Here is a 22,623-nt window from a genome sequence, read left to right as displayed (position 1 = left end):
GTTGCGCACGTCCTGAGCGCTCAGAGCGCGCGCAACCGCCTGGTCGACACGCTCGAGGCGGTGCTCGCCGACGTCGCGGTACGCGGAGGGGGAGCGTGAGCTGCGCACCGGCGTCTACCGCGGCATCGTGGCGGCGTCCTCGTCGGCCTGAGCGGCCGCGCGCGTCACGGCGGCGACGAGCAGCCCGTTCTCCGGCGCGGCCCCGCCGCCCGCGCCGAACAGGGACCGCGCGTACCCGTAGGCGATCCCGGAGCCCGGGTCGGCGAACCCGAGCGCCCCCGCGGCGCCCGAGTGGCCGAACGCGCCGGCCGGCGCGGCGGCGAACCGGGAGGCGATGCGCTCGAAGCCGGCGCCGAAGTGGTCCGGCTCGCCGGTCACGACGTCGCGACCGGCCTGCCGCGGCGTCGCGAGCCCGGCGGCCGTCGACGCCGCCAGCAGCGCGGGCCGTGAGCCGGACCCGCTGATCGCCGCCGCGTACAGCGCGGCGACCCCTCGGGCCGTGCCGAAGGCGCCCGAGGACGACGGACCGCCGGCGTGCACCCGCGGGTCGGAGGCCAGCCCGACGACGTCGGTGGGCTCGGCGGCGTGCTGGTTGAAGGCGAGCTCCATGAGGGTGGCCTCGGCGAGCGGCACGGGCGCGCGCCGCGGTCCCGGCGCTCCGGCGGCCCGGGTGACCGGCGCGAGGCGCGCGCGGTCCGCCTCCGGCAGGCCGAGGTGGAGGTCCACGCCGAACGGCTCGCGCACGCGCTCGGCGTACAGCTCCGCGAGGGTCGCCCCGGTCGCGCGCCGCACGACCTCCGCGACGAGCGCCCCGACCACGAGCGCGTGGTAGCCGTACCCGTCGCCGGGCCGCCACCAGGGGCGCTGACCGGCCAGGAGCTCGGCGAGCGCCGCGTCGTCGGCGAGCTCGTCGACGCCGAACCCCTGCGGCACGGCGACGAGCCCGGCGCCGTGCGACCAGAGCGTGCCGACGGTGACGGCGCCCTTGCCCTCGGCCGCGAACGCCGGCCAGTAGTGGGCGACCGGGCGGGCCAGGTCGACGGCACCGTCCTGCACGGCGAGCGCCCCGACGAGGTGGGCCACGCCCTTCGCGACGGAGAACAGGCCCGTGACCGTGTCCGCGGTGGTGTCGGGCGCCCAGAGGTCCACGACGACGCGCCCGTGGTGGCGCACCGCCAGCTGCGCCCCGACGGGCTCGGGGTGGCGCGCGAGCGCGCGCTCGAAGGCCGCGCGCACCTGCGCGAAGCCCGGGGCCACGGTGCCCTGCACGCCCTGCGCGCCCTGCGCCGGGGGAGCGGCGCTCACCGGCCGTCGCCGGCGGACGGGGTGGCGGAGGCGGCGGCGACCGCGGTGCCCGACTCGGCGGCGAGCAGCTCCGCGATCGGGGCGAAGAAGGCGGCCACGGCGGGGTCGTCGCCCCCGCGACGCTGCGACTCGGCGAGGTCCTCGGGGGTGGCCCAGTGCACGACGTCGACCCAGGTCTCGGCGTCGAGGCGCACCAGCTCGGCGTCGACGAATCCCCGGCGGCCGGCGGCGAAAGCGGCGAGCATCCCGGGCCGCGCGGCGAGGAGCTCGTCGGCGCGCTCCGCAGGGACGCGGAACCGGGTGAGCTCCACGGTGACGGGGCGGCCGTGCGCCGCGCCGGGTCGGGTGGTGGTCATGGTCGCTCCGCTCGTCGGACGTACGATGTGGTCACCTACCTATATCGTCAACATAGGTGACTATATTCCCGGCCGCCAGCCCGAGGAGGAGACCGCATGGACGAGGCCCGCACGTCGCGCGCGGCGGCGAAGGCGGAGCGACCCGACCTCGGCGTGCTGGCAGGGCGGCTCCTGTTCGCCGTCCAGGGCGCCCTGTTCGGCCGGCTCGCCGCCGAGGGGTTCGACGACCTGCGCCCGCAGCACGGCGCGGTGCTCGCCTGGATCGAGGCCGACGGCAGCCGCGCCACCGAGCTCGCGCAGCGCTCCGGCCAGCACAAGCAGGTCATCGGCAAGCTCGTCGACGAGCTCGAGGCGCTCGGCTACGTGGAACGGCACCCCGACCCGGACGACCGTCGCGCCAAGCTCGTCGTGCCGACCCCGCGCGGGCGCCGGCAGATGGCGCGGTCCGACGCGATCGTCGCCGACGTCGAGCGCGAGCTCGCCGACGCGGTCGGCGCCGCGCGCTACGCGAGCTTCGACGCCGGGCTGCGGGAGGTCGTCGAGGCCGCGAGGCGAGTCGGCGGCGCTCGCTAGGCTTCGTCTCGTGCAGACGTTCGAGCAGGGCGCGTTCGACGCCGAGGTGATGGGCCGGTCGGTGCGCCCGGACACGGGCGAGGAGTGGCTCGGGTCGTACACCGACGCCGACACGGAGCGCTGGTACCCCGAGCCGCCCAAGTCCAAGCACCGCACGGCCTTCGAGCGCGACCGCGCCCGGGTGGTGCACTCCTCGGGGCTGCGCCGGCTCGGCGCGAAGACACAGGTGCTGGGCCCGGGCAGCGACGACTTCGTCCGCACGCGGCTCACCCACTCCCTCGAGGTGGCGCAGGTGGGCCGGGAGATGGGGCGCGCCCTCGGCTGCGACCCCGACCTCGTGGACACCGCCTGCCTGACGCACGACCTGGGTCACCCGCCGTTCGGCCACAACGGGGAACGGGCGCTCGCGGAGATCGCGGAGGGGATCGGCGGCTTCGAGGGCAACGCCCAGACGCTGCGGCTGCTGACGCGGCTCGAGCCCAAGGTCTTCGCGGGGGACGGCTCGCCCCGCGGCCTGAACCTCACGCGCGCCAGCCTGGACGCCAGCGTCAAGTACCCGTGGGGCCTGGGCGCGGGCCCGGCACGGCCCGACGGCGGCGCGACCGGCAAGTTCGGCGTCTACCCCGACGACCGTCCCGTCTTCGAGTGGCTGCGCCGCGGGGCGCCCGGCGGGCGCGTGCGGTGCATGGAGGCGCAGGTCATGGACCTCGCCGACGACATCAGCTACTCGGTGCACGACGTCGAGGACGCCGTCGTGGGCGGCCGCCTCGACCTGCGGATGCTCGACGACGCCGACGAGCGGGCGCGGGTCGCCGCCCACGTGCGGGCCTGGTACGGGTCGTGGCACGAGCCGGACGCGATCGACGCGGCGCTGTGCCGCCTGCGCGACACCGGATACCTGGTGACGGACTTCGACGGCTCGCGTCGTGCGCTCGCCCGGCTGAAGGACGCGACCAGCCAGCTCATCGGGCGCTTCAGCGGCGCGGCCCAGGACGCGACGCGCGAGGTGTTCGGCGACGGCCCCCTCACCCGCTACGTCGCGCGGCTGGTCGTGCCGCCCGAGACGGCGGACGAGATCCTCGCGCTCAAGGGCGTCGCCGTCGCGTACGTCATGGCCCCGCGCGAGGCCGAGCCCGTGTACGGCGCGCAGCGCGAGATGATCGCCGACCTCGTCGACGTCCTGACCGACCGCGGGCCGGACGCGCTCGAGGCGCCGTTCGTCGCGGACTGGCACGCCGCGGCCGACGACGACGCGCGGCTGCGCGTCGTCGTCGACCAGGTCGCGTCGCTCACGGACGTGTCGGCCAGCCAGTGGCACGACCGGCTCGTCCGCGGACACTGACCGCTGCTCCGCCGGACCCGGGTCAGGACTGCTCGGCCATCCACGCGTCGCTGGCGCGCTGCACGTCCTCGGGCGTGACGTGGTCGGCGACCTGCGCGAAGAACCAGCGGTGCCCCGCCGGACAGCGGACGGCCGCCTGCCGGAACCCCGGGAACCAGTCGCCCGGCTCCTGCGTGCTGGTGGCGCCGGCCGCGACCGCGCGGGCGTGCGCGGCGTCGGCGTCGTCCACGTTGAGGGTGAACGAGCCCGTGGTGCCGCCGCCCGGCTCGGGCGCCACCGCGCCCTCGGACGGGAACGCGGCGGCGACGGTGAACGTCGACCAGGCCGAGCCGGAGGCGATCCTCAGGTCCGAGTGGATGATCGCGTCCCCCGCGGTGATCTCGTCGATCACCTCGGCGCCCAGGCCGGCGACGTAGAAGTCGATCGCGGCCCGCGGGTCGGCGACCGTGAGGTTGGGGTGCAGGGGTGACAGGTCCATGGGGGCTCCCTCCAGCGGTGCTCCGGCCAGGGCCGGCTGACGTTCCCCATGCTGGTGTCGGAGGGTGGGGGCAGTCTTGGAGGAATGCGACAGGTGTTCGAACCGCGACCGACGGCGTCCACCCGCGGCATCGTCGACCCGACGGCGGCCCGCGGCGGGTTCGCGCTGGTGCGCCTGGACCCGGCTCCGGACCTCGCCGACCTGGTGGAGCGGCACTGGGTGGTGCGGTGGGACCTGCCGCCGGGCGTCGAGTTCACGCAGGTGGTCATCCCGCACCCGAACGCGAACGTGGTCGCCGAGGCCGACGGGTTCGCGGTGCACGGCATCCCCGGCGGGCTGTTCGAGCGGACGCTGCGGGGCGCGGGCGCGGTGCTGGGCACCAAACTGCGGCCGGGTGCCCTGCGCGTCCTGCTCGACGGGCCCGACGCCCTGCGCCCCGGCCTGGTCGCGCCCGCGGCGAGCGCCCTGGCGACCGGACCGGGCGGGCCGACCGGCGCCGACGTCGAGGTCGCCGGGCGGCGCGCGGTCGCCGCGGCCCGGGCCGGGGACGACGCGGCGGCCGTCGCGGAGGTCACGCCGCTGCTGCGCGCGGCGGCGGCGGTCCGGCGCACGCCCCGCGCGGGCGACGCGCTGGACCGCGTCGCCCGGGTGCTCGCCGCGGTGGTCGGGGGAGAGCTCGGGCCCGACGCCGGCGTGGCCGAACTCGCCGCGCTCGCGGGCACGACGCCGCGCTCCCTGCAGCGGCTGTTCGCCGCCTGGGTCGGCGTGAGCCCCAAGTGGGTGCTCCAGCGGCACCGCGTGCACCTCGCGGCGGACCTGGTCGCCGCCGACCCCGCGCGCCCCCTTGCGGACCTGGCCGCCGCCGTCGGCTACTACGACCAGGCCCACCTGAGCACCGACTTCGCGCGCGCCCTCGGGATGCCGCCGGCCGCCTACGCACGGCGCTGCGCGGCGTCGCGGGACGAGGTCGGGTCGCTCGCCGGCCGGACGCGGGGGACGGCCGACCTGGTCGGCGCCGGGCGCGCATAGACTCGGCCCGTGGCGGGGCTGATCAAGCGGGAGGATGTCGAGGCGGTACGAGAGCGCGCGCGGATCGAGGAGATCGTCTCCGCGCACGTGACGCTGAAGCCCGCGGGGGTGGGATCCCTCAAGGGGTTGTGCCCCTTCCACGACGAGCGGACGCCGTCGTTCCACGTGCGGCCCGGCGTCGGGCGCTGGCACTGCTTCGGGTGCGGCGAGGGCGGCGACGTCATCTCCTTCGTGCAGAAGGTCGACGGCATGGGGTTCACGGACGCCGTCGAGTTCCTCGCGGACCGCGTGGGGGTGCAGCTGCGCTACGAGGACTCCCGCACGGGCGCCGCCGCGGACCGCGGCCGCCGGGAGGAACCGGGCAAGCGCCAGCGCCTCGTCGAGGCGCACAAGGTGGCCGCCGAGTTCTACGCCGAGCAGCTCTTCGGCCCGGGGGCGCAGGCCGGTCGCGCGTTCCTCGCGGAGCGCAGCTTCGACCGCGCCGACGCCGAGCACTTCGGCGTCGGCTACGCCCCGACGGGCTGGGACGCGCTGCTGCGCCACCTGCAGGGCCGTGGGTTCACGCAGGCCGAACTGGTCGCCTCCGGTCTGGTCAGCCAGGGCCAGCGCGGCATCTACGACCGGTTCCGCGGGCGCCTCGTGTGGCCGATCCGCGACGTCACCGGGGCCGTGATCGGCTTCGGCGCCCGCCGCCTGTACGACGACGACCAGGGCCCCAAGTACCTCAACACCCCCGAGACGTCCCTCTACAAGAAGTCTCAGGTGCTGTACGGGATCGACCTGGCCAAGCGGTCGATCGCGCAGGGCAAGCGCGTCGTGATCGTCGAGGGCTACACCGACGTCATGGCGGCGCACCTGTCCGGCGTCGAGTCCGCGGTGGCCACCTGCGGCACCGCGTTCGGGGCCGAGCACGCCAAGGTGGTGCGGCGCCTGCTCGGCGACACCACCGCCGGCGGCGGGCTGCAGCTCGCGTCGGGGGCGTCGCTGGGCGGCGAGGTGATCTTCACGTTCGACGGCGACGCGGCCGGGCAGAAGGCCGCCGTGCGCGCGTTCGGCGAGGACCAGCGCTTCCACGCGCAGACGTTCGTCGCGGTCGAGCCCAGCGGCATGGACCCCTGCGAGCTGCGCATGGCGCGCGGGCCGGAGGGGGTGCGCGCGCTCGTCGACGGCCGCCAGCCGCTCTTCGAGTTCGTCATCCGCACCACCCTCGACACGTTCGACCTCGACACGGTGGAGGGCCGCGTCGGCGCCCTGCGCGCCGCGGCGCCGCTGGTGGCGGGCATCCGCGACCGGTCGATGCAGCTCGGCTACGCCCGCTCGCTCGCGCGGTGGATCGGCATCGACACCGAGGACGTGCGCCGGGAGGTGGCGCGCGCGGCCTCGACGCCGGCGCGCGCCAGGCCCGACCACGACCAGCGCCGCGACTCCCGGGCCGAGCCGGAGGCCGCGCCCGCGGTGCCGGTCCTCGCGGCGCCCGACCCGCGCGACCCGGTGGCTCGGCTGGAACGCCAGGCCCTGATCGTCGTCCTGCAGTACCCGCAGCACGTGCCCGCGTCGTTCGACGAGCTGGGCGAGGCGGCGTTCGGCGTCCCCGCGTGGCGCGCGGTGCACGACGCCGTGCGCGCCGCGGGCGGCGTCGCGGCCGGTCGCGACGTGGACGGCGGCCGGTGGGTGGAGAGCGTCGCGGAGCAGGCGCCGGAGACCGTCGCGCCGCTGGTGACGGAGCTCGCCGTCGCCCCGGTCCCGGAGGACCGCGAGGCGGTCATCGGCAAGTACGTGGCCGACGTCGTGCGCGCCCTCGTGGACCTCGGCCTCACGCGGCGCATCGCCGACGCCAAGAGCCGCCTGCAGCGCCTCGACGCCGAGAAGGACCCGGCCGCCTACCAGCAGGCGTTCACCGACCTGCTCGCCATCGAGCAGCAGCGGCGCACGCTGCGCGACGGGGCCTGAGCCCGGGCGTGCGCCCCGGGCCCGGCCTCCGTTGCCGCTCGCGGTCAGGCGCGGACCCGCCGGTACCGCGTCCGGACCGCCGCCCCGGCCTGCTCCACGGCCAGGCACTCCAGCTCCGCGGGTGCGGACCCCGCGGGGAAGAGTCGTTCCCCGTCGCCCAGCACGGTGGGGAACGTCAGCAGCCGGTACTCGTCGACGAGGTCGGCCGCAAGCAGGGCGCGCACCACGCTCACGCTGCCCATGACGACGACGTCCCGCTCCTCGCGGCGTGCGGCGTCCACCAGGTCGCCCGCGACCACCCGCGAGCCCGGCCAGGTCCGCCCGGCGGCCTCGTCGGCGAGGCTGCGGGACGCGACGAGCTTGGCCGCGGCGTTCATCCGCGCGGCGAACGGGTCGTCGCGGTGCGGCCAGATCCGGGCGAACAGCTCCCAGGTGCGGCGCCCGAGCAGCAGGACGCCCTCGTCCAGGGTGCTCCCGAGCCGGAAGGCGTCGCCGGAGACCGGCTCGGGGCCGTGCCGGAACGCCCAGCCCGCGTGCGGCGCGCCGGTCGACGGGTCGGGGTCGGAGACGACGCCGTCCAGGGTGATGAACTCGATCACGACGGTGCTCATGGTGGTGCCTCTCGGTCGACGGTCGGACAGGTCGTCCGTACGTACCGCCGAGGGCACCGGAACTCATCGCGGCGGCGCGAGCCCCTCGCCGTCGAGCGTCGGGGGCAGGTCGAACGACGCGAGGACGCCGGGGTCGATGAAGACCACGTTGGACGACACGAGGCCGCCGGTCACCGTGAGGACCTGGAGGGTGTGCAGCCGGTGCCCTCCGCCCGGCGCCGGCGCGTAGGCGGCGAGGGCCGGCTGCCCGTTCGCCGTCAGGGTGCGCACCGACCAGCCGGTCCCGTTCATCGCGAACACCCGCTCGATGAAGCGGCCGTAGTCGTCCCGCCCGCGGTACCAGAGGGGCACGGGCGGCATCTCGAGCACCGCGTCGGCGGTGAGCAGCCGCACCAGCGCGGTGACGTCGGCCGCCTCGAACGCCTGCACGTACCGCTGGACGGCGGCGCGGGTCCCGGCGTCGTCCGGGTCGCCGACGTCCTCGGCCGCGCCGACGTGCGCGACGGCCGCGCGGGCCCGTTGGAGCGCGCTGTTGACGCCCGCGACGCTGGTGCCGAGCAGCTGTGCCACCTCGGCCGCGCTGAGCTCGAGCACCTCGCGCAGCAGCAGCACGGCGCGCTGACGGGGCGGGAGGGACTGCATCGCGGCCACCAGGGCGAGCCGGAGGTCGGTGCGGGCGGCCGTGTCGTACCGGGCGTCGGGGAACGGCTGCAGCCACGGCACGTCGGCGGCCGGGGTGAGCGGCGCCCCCGGGTCGTCGCTCGGCGCGCCGAGCCCGGACGGCAGGGGCCGCCGCGCCCGGTGCTCGAGCGCGGTGAGGCAGACGTTCGTCGCGATCCGGTAGAGCCACGTCCGCTGCGACGCCCGCGCCGGGTCGTACCGGTCGCGGGCGCGCCACGCCCGCAGCATCACGTCCTGCGTCAGGTCCTCGGCCTCGTGGAACGAGCCCGTCATCCGGTAGCAGTAGGCGACGAGCTCGCGGCGGTAGGGCTCGAGGTCGAGGTCCACGGCGTCATCATGGCGCAGGCCGGGCCCCGCCCGCCCGGGCGCGGCGGGCGGGGCGCCGCCTCACCGGAGGTGCCGCGCGAAGAACCGTGCCGCGTCCTCGCCGGCGAAGGCGGGGACGCCGGTGTGGCCGCCGAGGTTGGCCTGCAGGGTCTTCTCGGCGGACCCGAAGGCGTCGAACAGGTCGAGGGCGGCCTGGCGGTCGTTGCCCTCGTCGTCCCACTGCAGCAGCACGTGCAGCGGGATGGTGACACGGCGCGCCTCGTCCAGGGTGGACCGAGGCACGTAGCTGCCGGCGAAGAGCCCGGCGGCCACGATGCGCGGCTCGACCAGCGCCAGGCGGACGCCGACGGCGATCACGCCGCCGGAGAAGCCGACCGGCCCGGCGACCTCCGGGAGGGCGAGGAGCGCGTCCAGGGCGGACCGCATCTCCGGTACGGACCGGTCCACGAGGGGGAGGACCAGCCGGTCGACGATGTCGCCGGAGACGGGCTCGCCGGCGGTGATCGCCGCGCGCAGGTCCGCGCGGACCTGGTCCGCCCCGGGCAGCGGCGGCCGGTCGCCGCTGCCCGGGAGCTCGAGGGCGGCGGCCGCGAAGCCGTCGACCGCGGCGCCGTGGGCCCGGCCGGCGAGCCGGGGGTACATCCGGTCCATGCCGAGGCCACCGGGTTGGCCGAGCAGGATCAGGGGTGCGGGGTCGGACGGCGTGGCGCTCGGGGGCGTCCAGAGGATGCCGGGGATCTCGCCGAGGGCGAAGCGGCGCTCGAGGACGCCGTCGTCGAGCCGCGCGGAGGAGGTGAAGGTGAGGGCGGAGGAGGTCGAGGTGCTCATGGTCGTGCCTTTCGGGAGGACTGCGTGAAAGGCGCTCCCGGGCGACCTATCGCCCGACCATGACTCCGCGGAGGAGCACCCACGTCGATACGTTCACGGGTACCACCTCCTTGCTCTGTCTCGCACGGCCTCCGCGAGGCTAGCAACGCCACCGGCACGCCTCAACGTGTTTCCGCTCACCGCCCCGGCGGGGCGGTGGGCGCGAGGGCGCCGTGCACGATGGCACGGGCCAGCTGCCGGGTGGTGCCCGCGTCGGCGGGCGCGGCCCCCGTGACGAGCGTCAGCAGCGCGCCCCCGTACAGCAGCACGAGGGTGGGCACCGCGGCGGGGTCGACGTCGAGACCGGTGTCGGCGTGCATCGCCGCGGTGAGGTCGGACGCCTGGGTCGCCAGGCCGGCGAGCGCGCCGGCGAGAGCGGGGCGCCGGCGCGCCTCGAGCTGGAGCTCGGCGATCGCGAGGTAGCGGTCGCGGTGCGCGGTGGCGGCGTCGAGGAGCGAGGCGGCGAGCAGGTCCGTCATGCGCTCGTGGAGGTCGCCGTCGTGCCTGGGCGCCCGGCCCGCGGGCTCGGCCGCGACCGACGCCTCGGTCGCGGCGCGGGCGTCGGCGAGGTGCAGCTCGACGACCCGCTCGGCCGTGGCGACCAGCAGGTCCTCGCGCCCGGGGAAGTAGTTCGCGGCCGTCCCGGCGGGGAGGCCGGCCGCGCGCTCGACGGCGCGGTGGCTGAGGCCGTGCACCCCGGCGGCGACGAGCAGGCCGATCGCGGCATCGGTGAGGGCGCGGCGGCGCTCGGGGTTCGTCCTGGGCACGCGGCCAGTATGGCAAGATGAATACCACTACGCACGTGGTGGTATGAGCGCGGAGGTGGACGGATGACACGCACGGCGGTCGTGGTCGGTGGCGGCATCGGCGGGCTCGCCTCGGCCGTGGCGCTCGCGGACGCGGGGTGGCGCACGACGGTCCTCGAGCGGGCGCGGGAGGTCGGCGAGGTCGGCGCAGGCGTCGCGCTCACCGCCAACGCCGTGGCCGCGCTCGGCGGGCTGGGCCTCGACGGCGTGGCCGTCGCGGAGATGGGGCCGCGCACCTGGGCCGCCGGCACGTGGGACTCCCACGGGCGACCGATCCTGCGTCTCCCCGACGACCTGGCCGCGGGAGCGAGCACGGCGCTGCGCGGCGTGCACCGCGCGCGCCTGCACGGCGCCCTGCTGGAGCGGGCGCGACGGCTCGGCGTCGAGGTCGTGACCGACGCCCGCGTGACGACCGTCGACGCGGGCGGCCCCGCTGCGCCCGCCCGGGTGCGGCACGTCGACCGCTCGGGGGCGGAGCACGAGCACGAGGCGGACCTCGTCGTCGGGGCCGACGGAGTGCGCAGCGCGGTCCGGGCGGCGCTGTATCCGGGCCACCTCCCCGTGAACTCGGGGTACTCGAGCTGGCGCGCCGTCGTGCCCGGGCTGTCCGCCGGGCCGAGCCTTCGGCAGTACTGGGGTGCGCGCGCGGAGTTCGGCACCATGCCCGTCAGCGACGGCGCGAGCTACTGGTACGGGTACGTGGCCCTGCCGGAGGGCACGCGGTTCGACGACGAGCACGCGGCCGCCGTCGAGCGGTTCGCCGGCTGGGCGCAGGAGGTGCAGGACGTCGTCGCCGCCACGCCGCCGGGCGCGGTGCTCCGCCACGACGTGCACCACCTGCCGGGCGGGCTGCCGCGCTACGTGCGCGGCCGCGTCGTCATGGTCGGCGACGCGGCGCACGCCACCCTGCCCACGATGGGGCAGGGCGCGGCGACCGCGCTGGAGGACGGCGTCTGCGTAGGGCGCATCGTGGCCGCCGGCGTCGCGTCCGGCCGGTCGCTCGGCGACGCGCTCGCCGCGTACGACGCCGCCCGCCGCCCCCGGTGCCGGGCGCTCGCGCGGGCCTCGGTCGCCAGCGGCCGGTTCGGCTCGCACCTGGGGCCGCGCTGGCAGGGCCTGCGCAACTCGCTGATGCGCCGCACCCCGACGTCGGTGATCACCCGTGGTACCCGCGCCGTCATGGGCTGGACGCCCCCCGGCCTGCCCTGACCGGCTGTGCGGGTCCGTGGGGGTCCGTGGGTCAGGCGGGCGCGACGTCCGCCGTCGCGGCGCGGCGCTCGCGGGCCGCCTGCAGGTCGGCGGGCATGAACGCCGCGAGGACGACGAGCAGGGCGGCCACGCCGACCAGCAGCGCGAAGACGAGGTGGAGCGCCGCCATCAGCCCGGGGCCCTCGGGGGTGCCGTCGGCGCCCACGGTGGTGCGGGCGTTGACGATCGCGCCGCAGACGGCCACGCCGACGGCCGAGCCGATCGACCGGGCGAACATGTTGGTGCCGGTGACGGCGCCGCGCTCGGTGAACGACGCCTGCGACTGCGCCGCGATGAGGGTCGGCACGGCCGTGAGGCCCATGCCCGCGCCGATGACGAAGCACGCGCCCGCGACGGCGAGCACGGACGACCCGGACGCGAGCAGCAGCGTGAGCGCCGTGCCCACCAGCGCCAGGGACGTGCCGATCACGGCGGTGAGGCGGAACCCGATCCGCAGGTAGAGCCGTCCGGCGTTCGATGCGGACAGGGGCCAGCCGATGGTCATCGCGGCGAGGGCGAAGCCCGCGACGAGCGGGCCGGTGCCGAGCACGCCCTGGGCGTAGATCGGCACGTAGGTGGACAGCGCGAGCACCACCACGCCGACGAGGAGGGAGACGGAGGTCGAGACGCCGACCACGCGGCGGCGCAGGATGGCGAGGTCCACGATCGGGTGCCGGGCGCGGCGGCTGTGCACGGCGAAGCCGGCGAGCAGCAGCACCGCGACCGCGAAGACCACCACCGACGGGAGCGAGTTCCATGCCCACCGGGTGCCGCCCTCGAGCAGGCCCAGGAGCAGCAGCGTGCTGCCGGCGGCGAGGAGCGAGGCGCCGAGGTAGTCGATCGGCTCGCGGGCGCCCTCGCGCGCGGGCTCGTGGTAGCGGCGGGCCAGCATCCAGGCGGCGAGCAGGCAGAGCGGGATGTTGACGAGGAAGATCCAGCGCCAGCTCGTGAACTGCGAGAACACGCCGCCGAGGGTGGGGCCGACGACGGCGGAGATCGCCCACACCGACGCGAGGTAGCCCTGGGTCCTGGCGCGTTCCTCGAGCGTGTAGATGTCCGCCGCGATGGTCATCGACACGGGCATGACGGCGCCGGCGCCGAGGCCCTGGAGCACGCGCCCGGCGATGAGGACGCCCATCGTGGGCGCGAGGCCGGCCACCAGCGACCCGGCGAAGAAGAGGGCGACGCCGGCGAGCATGAGGCGCTTGCGCCCCAGCACGTCGGCGAGCCGCCCGAACACCGGCGTGCTGACGGCCTGGGCGAGCAGGTAGGTGGAGAACAGCCAGGGGAGCTGGTCGAAGCCGCCGAGCTCGCGGGCGATCGTCGCCGACGCCGTGGCGATGATCGTGGCGTCGAGCGCGACCAGCGCCGTCGCGAGCATGAGGGACAGGAGGATGGGCCCGCGCTCGGAGCGCAGGCCCACGGAGGCACGACCGGTCGTGGGCACGACAGGCACAAGCCGCGAGCAACCACCGGGTATTCCCGGCGGCCGGGGGCGCTCAGGCGGTGACGGACTGCAGCACGCGCAGGTGCCCGGCGCGCGGCGGCACGATGACCTTCGCGAGGTAGAGCGGCTGCCCGCCGTGGCGCGCGGTCTGGGTGAGGACCAGCACCGGGTCGGCGGGGTCGACCTCGAGCAGCGCGCCGCGCGTGTCGCCCGGCACGCCGGCCACGATCTCGCACTCGCCCGCGGTGAGCACGGGCCCCACCTGCGCGGTGAGGTTGGCGAGCAGCGTCCCGGGCCCCTCGACGGCGCGGGGGAGCGCGTCCGCCACGGCGCGCGAGACGTCGGCGAGGTCCCGTCCGGCGGGCAGGTGCTCCTGGACGAGGGCCACCGGCTCGCCGTCGCGCAGCAGCACGTGCTCGGCGAACCAGGTGCTGGCGTCCTCGCGCAGGCCGAGCGCGCCGGAGACGAAGTCGGTCGTGGGCTGCGTGCGCACGTCGACGCGCCGCACGTCGACCGCGCCGTCGCCGTCCGCGAAGACCTGCTCGTACGGGCGGACCCGCTCCAGGCCGGCGCGGGGGAGCGCCGCGGCGACGAAGCGACCGATGCCCCGGCGCGTCTGGATGAGTCCGTCCTCCTCGAGCAGCATCAGGGCCTCGCGCACCACGGTGCGGGAGACGCCGAGGGCCGTGCCGAGGTCGGTCTCGTTGGGCAGCACCGAGCCGAGGGGGAACACCGCGCGCCGGATCCCGTCCGCCATCCGGGAGTAGACGGCCACCCGCATCGGCTGCCCCGGCGGGACGGCGACGGGGCGGGACAGGAGCTCGGCGACGGGCTGGTCCACGCGTTCCTCCGGGGTCGGTGCGGTGGGGTCGGTCCATTCAAGCACGTCAGAGGCCTGGTGCTTAGACGTCATACAAGGTCGTATGATGTCCAACGATCCCGCGCCGTCGCGGGCCGTGACGAAGGAGTCCTCGTGCACACATCCACCGCCTCGCGCGACGCCGACGCGTCCGCGCGCACCCCCGAGACGGGGCTGACCGGCCGCGCGGCCGCCACCCTGGTCGCCTCGCTCCTGGTCGCCGTCGTGGCGTTCCAGCTCGGCGCCAGCATGGTGACGCCGGCGCTGCCCGCCATCGCCCGCGAGCTCGGCGTCGGCGCCGACGACGTCGCGGGCGTCTCCTCGTACTTCTTCCTCGCCGGGGCCGTGGCAGGCGTCGTGCTCAGCCGCTGGAGCGACTACGTCGGCCGCCGGCGGATCATGCTCCTCACCCTCGGGATCATGCTCACCGGCACCGTGGTGTGCCTCCTGGCGCACAGCCTCCCGCTGCTGCTGGCCGGCCGCGTCATGCAGGGCACGTCGAGCGCGATCTTCCAGCTGTCGTACATCATCCTCAGCGAACGGCTCGCCGCCCGTGTCTTCGGCACCGCGCTCGGCGTCGTGACCGCGATCAACGGCGGCGTCGGCGGCGTCGACGGGTTCGTGGGCGGCCTGCTCACGGACCGCTTCGGCTACCGCTCGGTGTTCGTCGTGATCGTCGCCGTCGGGCTGCTCGCCCTCGTGTGCGTGCTGCGCACCGTGCCCGCCGCCGGTCGGCCCGCCGTCACGGGCGCCATGGACTGGTGGGGCGCCGCCGCCCTGTCGGTGACGCTGGTCTGCGTCACCCTGTTCGTCAACCAGGGCCCGGCACAGGGCTGGACGGCGCCCGGCACCCTCGGCTTGATCGCCGGCGCCGTCGTGGCCGCCGTCGCCTTCTGGCAGATCGAGCGTCGCCGCCGCTCGCCGCTCTTCCCGCTGCAGCACCTGCGCTCGCGCGAGGTGTGGCCGCTGGTCGTCACCACGCTGCTCACGCTCTCCAGCGTGTTCGCCGTCGTCAACTTCACCGTCGTGATGCTCAGCCAGGACGCGACGGTCGGGTTCGGCATGACGGCGTCGATGTCCGCGCTGCTCTTCCTGTCGCCGCCCGCGCTCATCGGGCTGTTCGCGGCCCCGCTCTCCGGCTGGCTCGCGGGCCGGCACGGCTGGGTCGTCGTCCTGCGCTGGGGCCTGGTGGCCTGCCTCGCCCTCCTCGTGGTCGTGGCGCTCGCGCCCACCCACCGCTGGGTCGTGGTCGCCGCCGTCGCCGGCCTCGGCGTCGCGTACAACGGGCTCGTCCTCACGACCGCGAACGGCCTGGGCGTGCTCCAGTCCCCGCCCGACGCCCCCGGCGCGCTGCCCGGCCTCAACAGCTCCGCCTTCGGCATCGGCGCCGGGCTCGGCATCGGCATCGTCGCCCCGTTCGTCGCGCAGGGCGGCCTCGGCGGGTACACCACCGCGCTGTGGATCTCCGTCGGCATCACCCTGCTCGCGCTGTGCACCAGCCTGCTGCTGGTCGCGCGCCCCGCCGCCGCCCCCGGCGGTCAGGCATGACCGCTCCGGTGCGCGACACTGGACCCCGCTCCCACGACCGCGAAGGATCATCCGTGACCCAGCACGCCCCGTCCGCCGCCCCCCTCTACCTCGACTGCGACACCGGCGTCGACGACTCGCTCGCCCTCGCCTACCTGCTCGCGTCGCCCGAGATCGACCTGGTCGGGGTCGGCAGCGTCCACGGCAACATCGACGCCCCGCAGGGCGCCGTCAACACCCTCGACCTGCTGGCGCTCGCGGGCCGCGACGACGTGCCCGTCGCCGTGGGGGCGCACGACCCGCTGGTCGGCTCCTACGACGGCGGGGTCGCCCACATCCACGGCGCGAACGGCGTGGGCGACGTGACGCTCCCGCCGTCGGGCCGCACGCCCGCGGCGGAGTCGGCCGTCGAGCTCCTGCTCCGGCTGTCGCACGAGCACGCCGGCCGGCTGCGGGTCGTCGCCGTCGGGCCGCTGACCAACCTCGCGCTCGCGCTCCGGGAGGACCCGACCCTCGTCGAGCGCGTGCTCGACGTGACCGTCATGGGTGGCGCCGCCCTCCACCCGGGCAACGTGTCGCCGGTCGCCGAGGCCAACATCGCGAACGATCCCGAGGCCGCCGCCGAGGTGCTCTCCGCCGACTGGGACGTCACCCTCGTGCCGCTCGACGTCACCATGGCCAACCTGCTCGAGGAGACCGACCGCAAGACGCTCCTGGAGGCGGGCACCGCGCTGGCGCCCTGGCTCGGCGAGGTGCTGGACCTGTACTTCGGGTTCCACGTGCCCACGTTCGGCCGCCGCTGCTCGGCGCTGCACGACCCGCTGGCCACGGCCATCGCGGTCGGGGGCGTCCGGGCCACCGTCGCGCCGCGCGTGCCGGTCGTGGTCGACGCCACCGACGGCCCCGGGCGGGGCCAGACGCTGTGCGACCTGCGCGGCCTGTACGCCGGGCACCCCGACGTGCCCGGCGCCCGCACCCGCGTCGTCCTCGCCACGGACTCGCCGCTGGCGCCCCACCTGGTCGAGCGCCTGCGCGGCCTCTGACCGCCGCCCCGCCGCCCGCCCCACGAACCGGAGAGACCATGACCACCAGCCCCGCCGAGCCTGCGACCGTCGTCGTCGTGGGGTCCACCAACGCCGACCTGCTGGCCCGCACCACCGTGCACCCGGCGCCGGGGGAGACGGTGCTGGGCCGCGACCTCCAGGTGCTCCCCGGCGGCAAGGGGGCCAACCAGGCGGTGGCCGCCGCCCTGCTGGGGGCGCGGGTCGCGTTCGTCGGGGCGGTCGGCGAGGACGAGTTCGCGCAGGCCGCCACCTCCGGCCTGCGCGACGCCGGGGTGGACCTCGCGCGGCTCGACGTGGTGCCGGGCGGCACGGGGGTCGCCGTCGTGACCGTCGCGGCCGACGGCGAGAACGCCATCGTGGTGATCCCCGGCGCGAACGCCGCGGTGGGCGCCGCGCAGGTGCGGCGGCACGCCGACCTGCTCGACACGGCCGCCGTGGTGGTGCTGCAGGGCGAGATCCCGCGCGACGGGATCGAGGAGGCGGCCCGGCTGGCCGGCGGGCGCGTGGTGGTCAACCTGGCGCCCGTGATCGACGTCGACCCGGCCGTGCTGCGCGGTGCCGACCCGCTGGTGGTCAACGAGCACGAGGCGCACGCCGCCCTCGGCCTGCTCGAGCACGGCGGCCCGACGGGCGCCGAGCTCTCCGACGAGGACGTCGTCGCCGCGCTGCGGCGCCTCGGCGTCCCCTCCGTCGTGCTCACGCGCGGCGCGCAGGGCGCGCTGGTCGCCGGGCACGGCGTCGACGGCGTGGTCGCCGTCCCGTCGCCGCGTGTCGCCGCGGTCGACACGACGGGTGCCGGCGACGCGTTCGTCGGCGCCCTCGCGGGCGAGCTCGCGCGGGGGACCGGTCTGGTCGACGCCGCCCGGCTCGCCGCCCGCGTCGGCGCGTTCGCCGTCCGCGGCTCCGGCGCGCAGCCGTCCTACCCGCGCGGGGGCGACGAGCTCCCCTGACAGAGCCGTGTGTCGTCGAGCGAGGCGGCCCGGCGAGGACGCGCGAAGGGCGGGGTCGTCGACCCCGCCCTTCGCCGTCGTCGGGGACTACTTGTCGAAGGCGTCCTTGACGTCGTCGCCGGCCTTCTTCAGGTTGGCGGCCGTCTGGTCCTTCTTGCCCTCGGCCTCGAGCCGCTCGTCGTCCGTGGCCTTGCCGGCGCCTTCCTTGACCTTGCCGGCGACCTCTTCGGCGGTGTGCTTGGCCTTGTCTCCGATACCCATGCTGTCTCTCCTCGGTGGTGCCGATGTCCGCGGCCGGTGATGCCGGGCCTTCGGACGGTGGGCGCCCTGGTCTCGAGCGCCCGGTGGTTCAGGAGCGCCGCGCGTCTCCCGTCGCTCGTGCGTAAACCGACTATTCGGAAATAACTCCGATTCGCTGGCCCGCCGACGATGGCACAGGAGCTCGTTCCTCGCACGTCCGGCGACGCCGGTCGCGGCCCTGGTTCGCGTCGCCGGGGCGCACCGCGACCGGAGACGACAAGAGGCCCCGCACCCCCACAGGGGTCCAGGGCCTCGTCTCGGCTCCCGCGGTTGGACTTGAACCAACGACCGTCCGATTAACAGTCGGATGCTCTGCCAGCTGAGCTACGCGGGATCGCTCGGTCGTCGGGCCGTGGCCTTCGAACCGGGAAGAACATTACCAGGCCTACACCGGTAGTCCGGACGCCCCTCGGACCCTGGACTCCGTGGCGTCCACCACTCGGGCGACGGCGGGGTCGTCGAGGTCGACCCCCGGCCCGGCGACCGCCTGGGAGAAGAACCGGCCGCCCGCCGTCCGCCGCACGGCGACCTTCACGTCGCCGCCGCCGGGGACGGCGACGGTCTCGGAGAGCACCACCGACCACTGCACGCGTTCGCGCAGGGCCTGGGGGAACGGGGTGCGCTCGGGGTCGACGAGGCGCAGCACGAGGTCCGGTGCGGCGTCCACCCAGGAGATCTGCAGCTCGGACCGCTCGGGGTCGAACACGCCCCGGTCGACGTCGCACCACGGGCGGCGCGTGCCGACGTCCTGCGGCTCCGGCCCGACGACGACGAGGTCGGCGGTGGTCGCGACCGCCCAGCGGCCGTCGGCGAGGTCGGCGGACGCGAGGACGCGCTCCCCGCGGGCGAGGGGCAGCGCGCGGCGCACGTCGTCGGGCAGGGGGGACCGGCTGAACCACATGGCGCCACCGTACCGAGGTCGGCCGTGGTCGCGGGGCGTCCTCGCGGCGGCCGCACGGCAGGATGTGCCCGTGACCATGTCCCGCACCGCCGCACCCGTCCGGAGCTCCGCCCGTGGCTGACCTCGCGCCCCCGGCGCCCGCCGCCTCCCCGACCACGGACCCGCGTGCGACGCGGCGCGACATGGTCGGACTGGTCGTGACCGGTCTCGTGACGCTCGTCGCGATGCCGTTCGTCGCGTTCTTCTACCTGGTCGCCGCGTTCGGCGGGCACGACGGGATCGCCGGCCTGATCGTCGTCCCGATCGTCGTCGCCGGCCTGGTCGGTACGTGGATGATGTGGCGCCGCGGCGCCGGCGGGCGGGTGCTGGGTGCCGCCGGGCCCGTCGGGGCGCTCCTCGCCTGCTGCGTCTACTTCTCCACGAACATCGACGGACCGGCGCTGGAGCTGCCGGCGCTCGCGGTGGCGACGGGTCTGCTCGCGGCCGGGATCGCCGCGTTCGCGCTCCCCGGTCGAGCGGCGAGGAGCGGTGTCGCGCTCCTCGTCCTCACGGTCGTCGTGGTGGCGGTGGGCCTCCTGACGGCCTCGTGACGGCCCGAGCGGCGAGGTCGCCCGGCTCGGCCTAGCCGGCCACGCCGCCCGGCACCTCGTCGTCGGGGCGAGGGGTCGCCTCCCGCGCGCCCTGCTCGCGCTCGTGCTTGAGCCGCGCCTGCTCCAGCAGCCACCGCATCTCGGGGTCGTCGTCGGGATCGGCCTCCGACTCGGCGGTCTCCCAGGTGCGGCGGCGGCCCGGGTACTGCGCGGGCGGCACGGGACCGGCCGGGTAGCCGGTGCGCGGCGCCGGTCGCCGGTTCGCCCGGGCGCGCCGGCTCACCAGGAGCCAGGCGATCGACCCGGCGAACGGCAGCAGCAGGATGATGATGATCCAGAAGCCCTTCTGGATGCCGCCGCCGTCCTCCTCGTCCGACTGGACGACGTCCACCAACGTGTAGACGACGAGCGCGAGGAAGGCCAGCATCAGCAGCACGCGGGGCATGGCCCCGCAGCGTAGCGGTCGGCGGCCGGTGCGTGGCGGACCCAACCGGGTGAGAACCGTCCGGTGCCCCGTGCAGGACTTGAACCCGCGACCGAGAGATTATGAGTCTCCTGCTCTGACCAGCTGAGCTAACGGGGCGCGCCGCGAGCATACCGGCCGGCGCTGCGGGTGCGCTCGGCCGGGGGGCGCGGTGTCATGGGGGCGTGACCATCGCCGTCAAGCGCGTGTACGAGCCGCCGGAGCCTGACGACGGGACCCGCGTGCTCGTGGACCGGCTGTGGCCGCGCGGGGTGTCGAAGGGGCGCGCGCACCTGGACCGGTGGTGCAAGGAGGTGGCGCCGTCCACGGAGCTGCGGCACTGGTTCCACCACGAGCCGGACCGGTTCGCGGAGTTCGAGCGCCGATATCGGGCGGAGCTCGCCGGCAACCCGGAGGTCGCAGAGCTCGCGGCGCTCGGCGCCGGCGACGCCCGGCTGACGCTGCTCTACTCGGCCCGCGACACCGAGCACAACCAGGCGCTGGTGCTGCGCGACGTCCTGCGGGGCTACCTGGACGACACGGCCTCCGGCTCGGACGCCTGAGCGGGACGCGCCTCGCGTGGCGCACGGCCGAACGCGCGGCTCGTGCGCTCGAGGTCCCGCGCCACGGCGTGGCGCAGCCGCGGGCCGAACGGTCGCTCCACGAACCGGTGCACCAGGTACGCCGCGAGGAGCATCGTGCCGGTGACGAGGACGAACGTGGCGCCCGCCGGGAGGTGCGGGCTCGTCTCGCCGATGAGCCACTGCCCCCACGAGGAGTGCAGCAGGTACAGGGGGTAGGTCATCGCGCCCACGACCGTGAGCCACCGCCACGAGAGCCGGTCGATGCGCGTCAGCGCCACGACGGCGACGAGGGCGAAGCAGGCCACGATCGCCACCCAGTACGTCTCCGGTCCGATGGTGACGCCCGTGCTGTTCGCGATGCGGAGGGACTGGCTGCGGCCCGACACGACGCCCGCGAGGGCCACGTTGAGCCCCAGCACGAGCCAGAGCACGAGGGAGCGGCGTTCCTTGGTGAGCAGGTAGAGGACCATCCCGCCGGCGAACAGCGGCGCGTCGCTGCCGACGAGCAGCGTGGACCACAGCTCGTTGCCCGACCGGACGGCGACGGCCGCGAGGACGGGCCACACGGCGGCGAACGCGATGAGGCGACGGTGGGTCATGCCGACGGCCAGCAGGATCCCGATGAGCACGTAGAACCGCAGCTCGGTCCAGAGGGTCCAGTACACCGGCTCGATGTCCTGCACCCCGAACGCCCGTTGCACCATCGTGAGGTTGGCCGCCGCCTCCGGGATGCCGACCGCCTTGCGGCCGGGCGCCACGAGCACGAGCAGCGCGACGACGGCGGCGACCGAGAACCAGTAGGCGGGGAAGAGCCGGCCCACGCGGGAGGCGGTGAAGGACCGCACGTCGCGGCCCCAGGCCGACATGAGGATGACGAAGCCGCTGATCACGAAGAAGAGCTGCACGCCGAAGGAGCCGAACACGGCGATCGGCTGGAGGTGGGGGAACGAGTCCTCGGTACGGGCGCCCCACGCGGAGTGGTTCACCGCCACGTAGTGGTAGGCGACCACCGCCATCGCGGCCAGGAAGCGTAGGCCGTCCAGCGCGGCGAGCCGGGGGCGGCCCGACACGGGCGGGGCGACCCTCCTGGTGCTCGGCGCGGGCGGCGTGGTTGACTCAGTCATCCGTCGTAGCATCGCTGAGCACGTTATCAAACCGTGATAATCGGCGCTGCCACCCGCTCGCGACGTGGGAGAATGCCGCCCATGGCGATGCGAGAGATCCGGGTGCTGCCCGACCCCGTGCTGCGCACACCCTGCGACGAGATCACGACCGTCGACGACCGGGTCCGGTCGCTCGTCGAGGACCTCGTCGAGACCGTCGACGCCGACGGGCGGGCCGGCCTGGCGGCCAACCAGATCGGCGTGAACCTGCGGGCGTTCTCCTGGAACGTCGACGACGAGATCGGCTACGTCCTCAACCCGCGGATCGTCGAGCTGTCCGAGGAGACGCAGGACGGCGACGAGGGCTGCCTGTCGGTGCCGGGTCTCTGGTACCCGACGACGCGTGCCTGGTACGCCCGGGTGGTCGGCACGGACCTGGACGGGAACGAGGTCGAGGTCGAGGGCACCGGGCTGATGGCCCGCTGCCTCCAGCACGAGACCGACCATCTCGACGGCATGCTCTACCTGGACCGCCTCGAGCGCGGCGCGCGCAAGAAGGCCATGCGGGAGCTGCGCGAACGGCTCTGAGTTCCTCAAGGACTGCTCAAGTCTGCGTTTCCTCTCGCACGGCCGCCCGCCATCGGGCAGGATGTGTCAAGACGACACACCGTCGGAGCTCGCCGACCAGCAGGCCGACCGGTTCGAGGACGTAGGGGAAGACGGACCTCGGAACCAGGGAGGACAACATGGCTGGTGCGATTACCCGTGGTGTGCTGTTCGTGCACTCGGCACCCCGTGCGCTCTGCCCTCACCTCGAGTGGGCGGCAGCAAACGTGCTCGGGGGACGTGTCTCGCTGGACTGGACAGCCCAGCCGGCGGGGCGCGGACTGTTCCGTGCCGAGTATTCGTGGCAGGGCGCCCAGGGAACGGGTGCCCGGTTGGCCTCTGCCCTGCGGGGCTGGGACCACCTGCGCTACGAGGTGACGGAGGAGGCGAGCCACGGCGCCGACGGCGCCCGCTGGTCGCACACCCCTGACCTCGGCATCTTCCACGCCATGACGGACGTGCACGGCAACGTCGTCGTCCCCGAGGACCGGGTGCGCGCGGCGCTGGACTCGGCGCACGACGGCCGCGGCGTGCGCGAGGCGCTCGACCTGGCGCTGGGCCGGGCCTGGGACGACGAGCTCGAGCCGTTCCGCTACGCCGGCGCCGGGGCCCCCGTGCGCTGGCTGCACCGGGTGGGCTGAGCCCGGACGCACGCA

25 protein-coding genes and 2 tRNA genes are annotated in these 22,623 nt (G+C 75.6%); 12 read left to right on the top strand and 15 right to left on the bottom strand.

Annotated elements, in window-relative coordinates:
* Positions 1-114: 114 nt before the first annotated feature.
* Positions 115-1,305, bottom strand: coding sequence for a serine hydrolase domain-containing protein (locus tag ACFU9A_RS15150; RefSeq protein ID WP_430576104.1), 1,191 nt, complete (start codon positions 1,303-1,305; stop codon positions 115-117).
* A complete protein-coding gene (locus tag ACFU9A_RS15145) occupies positions 1,302-1,661 on the bottom strand; it encodes a hypothetical protein (protein WP_430576103.1) in 360 nt (119 codons plus the stop codon). The genes ACFU9A_RS15150 and ACFU9A_RS15145 overlap by 4 nt, the downstream gene beginning before the upstream one ends.
* A 96-nt stretch (positions 1,662-1,757) precedes the next feature.
* Here ACFU9A_RS15145 and ACFU9A_RS15140 point away from each other — a divergent pair, with 96 nt between their 5' ends.
* Together ACFU9A_RS15140 and ACFU9A_RS15135 are read left to right on the top strand one after the other, a co-directional pair.
* Positions 1,758-2,234: a MarR family winged helix-turn-helix transcriptional regulator gene (locus ACFU9A_RS15140; RefSeq protein ID WP_430576102.1), complete on the top strand. Its 477-nt coding sequence runs from the start codon at positions 1,758-1,760 to the stop codon at positions 2,232-2,234.
* Between the two features lie 49 nt (positions 2,235-2,283).
* A complete protein-coding gene (locus ACFU9A_RS15135) occupies positions 2,284-3,576 on the top strand; it encodes a deoxyguanosinetriphosphate triphosphohydrolase (RefSeq protein WP_430576476.1) in 1,293 nt (430 codons plus the stop codon).
* Positions 3,577-3,598: 22 nt separating this feature from the next.
* Here ACFU9A_RS15135 and ACFU9A_RS15130 read toward each other — a convergent pair whose 3' ends face one another.
* Entirely contained in the window at positions 3,599-4,054 is a 456-nt protein-coding gene (locus tag ACFU9A_RS15130; RefSeq protein WP_430576101.1) for a VOC family protein, read from the bottom strand.
* A 93-nt stretch (positions 4,055-4,147) separates the two neighbouring features.
* On the opposite strand from ACFU9A_RS15130, the gene ACFU9A_RS15125 reads away from it, so the two are divergent.
* On the top strand, positions 4,148-5,083 hold the full coding sequence (locus ACFU9A_RS15125) for a helix-turn-helix domain-containing protein (RefSeq protein ID WP_430576100.1): 936 nt from the start codon (positions 4,148-4,150) through the stop codon (positions 5,081-5,083).
* Between the two features lie 9 nt (positions 5,084-5,092).
* Positions 5,093-7,033, top strand: coding sequence for a DNA primase (gene dnaG, locus ACFU9A_RS15120; RefSeq protein ID WP_430576099.1), 1,941 nt, complete (start codon positions 5,093-5,095; stop codon positions 7,031-7,033).
* 44 nt (positions 7,034-7,077) lie between these two features.
* Here dnaG and ACFU9A_RS15115 read toward each other — a convergent pair whose 3' ends face one another.
* From ACFU9A_RS15115 to ACFU9A_RS15100, 4 genes are all read right to left on the bottom strand, one after another.
* On the bottom strand, positions 7,078-7,644 hold the full coding sequence (locus ACFU9A_RS15115) for a dihydrofolate reductase family protein (RefSeq protein ID WP_430576098.1): 567 nt from the start codon (positions 7,642-7,644) through the stop codon (positions 7,078-7,080).
* A gap of 63 nt (positions 7,645-7,707) precedes the next feature.
* On the bottom strand, positions 7,708-8,652 hold the full coding sequence (locus tag ACFU9A_RS15110) for an RNA polymerase subunit sigma-70 (protein ID WP_430576097.1): 945 nt from the start codon (positions 8,650-8,652) through the stop codon (positions 7,708-7,710).
* A 60-nt stretch (positions 8,653-8,712) separates the two neighbouring features.
* Complete coding sequence (locus ACFU9A_RS15105; protein WP_430576096.1) at positions 8,713-9,480, bottom strand: alpha/beta hydrolase; 768 nt, start codon at positions 9,478-9,480, stop codon at positions 8,713-8,715.
* 176 nt (positions 9,481-9,656) lie between these two features.
* The gene (locus tag ACFU9A_RS15100; protein WP_430576095.1) at positions 9,657-10,286 is read right to left on the bottom strand and encodes a TetR/AcrR family transcriptional regulator; all 630 of its coding nucleotides are present in this window, start codon (positions 10,284-10,286) and stop codon (positions 9,657-9,659) included.
* A 63-nt stretch (positions 10,287-10,349) separates the two neighbouring features.
* On the opposite strand from ACFU9A_RS15100, the gene ACFU9A_RS15095 reads away from it, so the two are divergent.
* Positions 10,350-11,534: an FAD-dependent monooxygenase gene (locus tag ACFU9A_RS15095; RefSeq protein WP_430576094.1), complete on the top strand. Its 1,185-nt coding sequence runs from the start codon at positions 10,350-10,352 to the stop codon at positions 11,532-11,534.
* 31 nt (positions 11,535-11,565) lie between these two features.
* Here ACFU9A_RS15095 and ACFU9A_RS15090 read toward each other — a convergent pair whose 3' ends face one another.
* Both ACFU9A_RS15090 and ACFU9A_RS15085 read right to left on the bottom strand, forming a co-directional pair.
* Positions 11,566-13,020, bottom strand: a complete 1,455-nt coding sequence (locus tag ACFU9A_RS15090) for an MDR family MFS transporter (RefSeq protein WP_430576093.1) — start codon at positions 13,018-13,020, stop codon at positions 11,566-11,568.
* 52 nt (positions 13,021-13,072) lie between these two features.
* Positions 13,073-13,861, bottom strand: coding sequence for a GntR family transcriptional regulator (locus ACFU9A_RS15085; protein ID WP_430576092.1), 789 nt, complete (start codon positions 13,859-13,861; stop codon positions 13,073-13,075).
* 132 nt (positions 13,862-13,993) lie between these two features.
* On the opposite strand from ACFU9A_RS15085, the gene ACFU9A_RS15080 reads away from it, so the two are divergent.
* Genes ACFU9A_RS15080 through ACFU9A_RS15070 form a run of 3 tightly spaced genes read left to right on the top strand, consistent with a single transcriptional unit; the run spans position 13,994 to position 17,420 of the window.
* Complete coding sequence (locus tag ACFU9A_RS15080) at positions 13,994-15,427, top strand: MFS transporter (protein ID WP_430576091.1); 1,434 nt, start codon at positions 13,994-13,996, stop codon at positions 15,425-15,427.
* Between the two features lie 53 nt (positions 15,428-15,480).
* Positions 15,481-16,449, top strand: coding sequence for a nucleoside hydrolase (locus ACFU9A_RS15075; protein ID WP_430576090.1), 969 nt, complete (start codon positions 15,481-15,483; stop codon positions 16,447-16,449).
* Positions 16,450-16,487: 38 nt separating this feature from the next.
* Positions 16,488-17,420, top strand: a complete 933-nt coding sequence (locus ACFU9A_RS15070) for a ribokinase (protein ID WP_430576089.1) — start codon at positions 16,488-16,490, stop codon at positions 17,418-17,420.
* Between the two features lie 87 nt (positions 17,421-17,507).
* On the opposite strand, the gene ACFU9A_RS15065 is transcribed toward ACFU9A_RS15070, so the two are convergent.
* From ACFU9A_RS15065 to ACFU9A_RS15055, 3 genes are all read right to left on the bottom strand, one after another.
* A complete protein-coding gene (locus tag ACFU9A_RS15065; protein WP_430576088.1) occupies positions 17,508-17,681 on the bottom strand; it encodes a CsbD family protein in 174 nt (57 codons plus the stop codon).
* Positions 17,682-17,981: 300 nt separating this feature from the next.
* Positions 17,982-18,054 (bottom strand) — tRNA-Asn (locus ACFU9A_RS15060).
* Positions 18,055-18,105: 51 nt separating this feature from the next.
* Positions 18,106-18,621, bottom strand: a complete 516-nt coding sequence (locus ACFU9A_RS15055; RefSeq protein ID WP_430576087.1) for a hypothetical protein — start codon at positions 18,619-18,621, stop codon at positions 18,106-18,108.
* 113 nt (positions 18,622-18,734) lie between these two features.
* On the opposite strand from ACFU9A_RS15055, the gene ACFU9A_RS15050 reads away from it, so the two are divergent.
* Complete coding sequence (locus ACFU9A_RS15050; protein ID WP_430576086.1) at positions 18,735-19,211, top strand: hypothetical protein; 477 nt, start codon at positions 18,735-18,737, stop codon at positions 19,209-19,211.
* 31 nt (positions 19,212-19,242) lie between these two features.
* Here ACFU9A_RS15050 and ACFU9A_RS15045 read toward each other — a convergent pair whose 3' ends face one another.
* Positions 19,243-19,656: a PLD nuclease N-terminal domain-containing protein gene (locus ACFU9A_RS15045; protein ID WP_430576085.1), complete on the bottom strand. Its 414-nt coding sequence runs from the start codon at positions 19,654-19,656 to the stop codon at positions 19,243-19,245.
* Positions 19,657-19,720: 64 nt separating this feature from the next.
* Positions 19,721-19,794, bottom strand: a tRNA-Ile gene (locus ACFU9A_RS15040).
* Positions 19,795-19,859: 65 nt separating this feature from the next.
* Here ACFU9A_RS15040 and ACFU9A_RS15035 point away from each other — a divergent pair.
* Complete coding sequence (locus tag ACFU9A_RS15035; protein ID WP_430576084.1) at positions 19,860-20,237, top strand: DUF488 domain-containing protein; 378 nt, start codon at positions 19,860-19,862, stop codon at positions 20,235-20,237.
* Here the strand turns inward: ACFU9A_RS15035 and ACFU9A_RS15030 are convergent.
* Positions 20,201-21,382, bottom strand: a complete 1,182-nt coding sequence (locus ACFU9A_RS15030) for an acyltransferase family protein (RefSeq protein WP_430576083.1) — start codon at positions 21,380-21,382, stop codon at positions 20,201-20,203. The two genes, ACFU9A_RS15035 and ACFU9A_RS15030, sit on opposite strands and share 37 nt — an antisense overlap.
* A gap of 81 nt (positions 21,383-21,463) precedes the next feature.
* Here ACFU9A_RS15030 and def point away from each other — a divergent pair, with 81 nt between their 5' ends.
* Both def and ACFU9A_RS15020 read left to right on the top strand, forming a co-directional pair.
* Positions 21,464-21,949 (top strand): peptide deformylase, encoded by a 486-nt coding sequence (gene def / locus ACFU9A_RS15025; protein ID WP_430576082.1) that lies wholly within the window; start codon positions 21,464-21,466, stop codon positions 21,947-21,949.
* A 158-nt stretch (positions 21,950-22,107) separates the two neighbouring features.
* Positions 22,108-22,608, top strand: a complete 501-nt coding sequence (locus tag ACFU9A_RS15020; RefSeq protein ID WP_430576081.1) for a DUF3145 domain-containing protein — start codon at positions 22,108-22,110, stop codon at positions 22,606-22,608.
* The last annotated feature ends 15 nt before the right edge of the window (positions 22,609-22,623 follow it).

The sequence above is a fragment of the Isoptericola sp. NPDC057653 genome (genome assembly GCF_042799955.1).
GTDB lineage: Bacteria > Actinomycetota > Actinomycetes > Actinomycetales > Cellulomonadaceae > Isoptericola.
This window is presented reverse-complemented; position numbering and strand designations above follow the sequence as displayed.

Excerpts from the sequence above, each read along its gene's own strand:
- ACFU9A_RS15130 (WP_430576101.1), bottom strand. The coding sequence starts at position 4,054 with ATGGACCTGTCACCCCTGCACCCCAACCTCACGGTCGCCGACCCGCGG.
- ACFU9A_RS15105 (WP_430576096.1), bottom strand. The coding sequence starts at position 9,480 with ATGAGCACCTCGACCTCCTCCGCCCTCACCTTCACCTCCTCCGCGCGG.
- ACFU9A_RS15020 (WP_430576081.1), top strand. The coding sequence starts at position 22,108 with ATGGCTGGTGCGATTACCCGTGGTGTGCTGTTCGTGCACTCGGCACCC.
- ACFU9A_RS15055 (WP_430576087.1), bottom strand. The coding sequence starts at position 18,621 with ATGTGGTTCAGCCGGTCCCCCCTGCCCGACGACGTGCGCCGCGCGCTG.
- ACFU9A_RS15045 (WP_430576085.1), bottom strand. The coding sequence starts at position 19,656 with ATGCCCCGCGTGCTGCTGATGCTGGCCTTCCTCGCGCTCGTCGTCTAC.
- ACFU9A_RS15115 (WP_430576098.1), bottom strand. The coding sequence starts at position 7,644 with ATGAGCACCGTCGTGATCGAGTTCATCACCCTGGACGGCGTCGTCTCC.
- ACFU9A_RS15135 (WP_430576476.1), top strand. The coding sequence starts at position 2,284 with ATGGGCCGGTCGGTGCGCCCGGACACGGGCGAGGAGTGGCTCGGGTCG.
- ACFU9A_RS15070 (WP_430576089.1), top strand. The coding sequence starts at position 16,488 with ATGACCACCAGCCCCGCCGAGCCTGCGACCGTCGTCGTCGTGGGGTCC.
- ACFU9A_RS15140 (WP_430576102.1), top strand. The coding sequence starts at position 1,758 with ATGGACGAGGCCCGCACGTCGCGCGCGGCGGCGAAGGCGGAGCGACCC.
- ACFU9A_RS15095 (WP_430576094.1), top strand. The coding sequence starts at position 10,350 with ATGACACGCACGGCGGTCGTGGTCGGTGGCGGCATCGGCGGGCTCGCC.
- ACFU9A_RS15145 (WP_430576103.1), bottom strand. The coding sequence starts at position 1,661 with ATGACCACCACCCGACCCGGCGCGGCGCACGGCCGCCCCGTCACCGTG.
- def (WP_430576082.1), top strand. The coding sequence starts at position 21,464 with ATGGCGATGCGAGAGATCCGGGTGCTGCCCGACCCCGTGCTGCGCACA.
- ACFU9A_RS15065 (WP_430576088.1), bottom strand. The coding sequence starts at position 17,681 with ATGGGTATCGGAGACAAGGCCAAGCACACCGCCGAAGAGGTCGCCGGC.
- ACFU9A_RS15030 (WP_430576083.1), bottom strand. The coding sequence starts at position 21,382 with ATGACTGAGTCAACCACGCCGCCCGCGCCGAGCACCAGGAGGGTCGCC.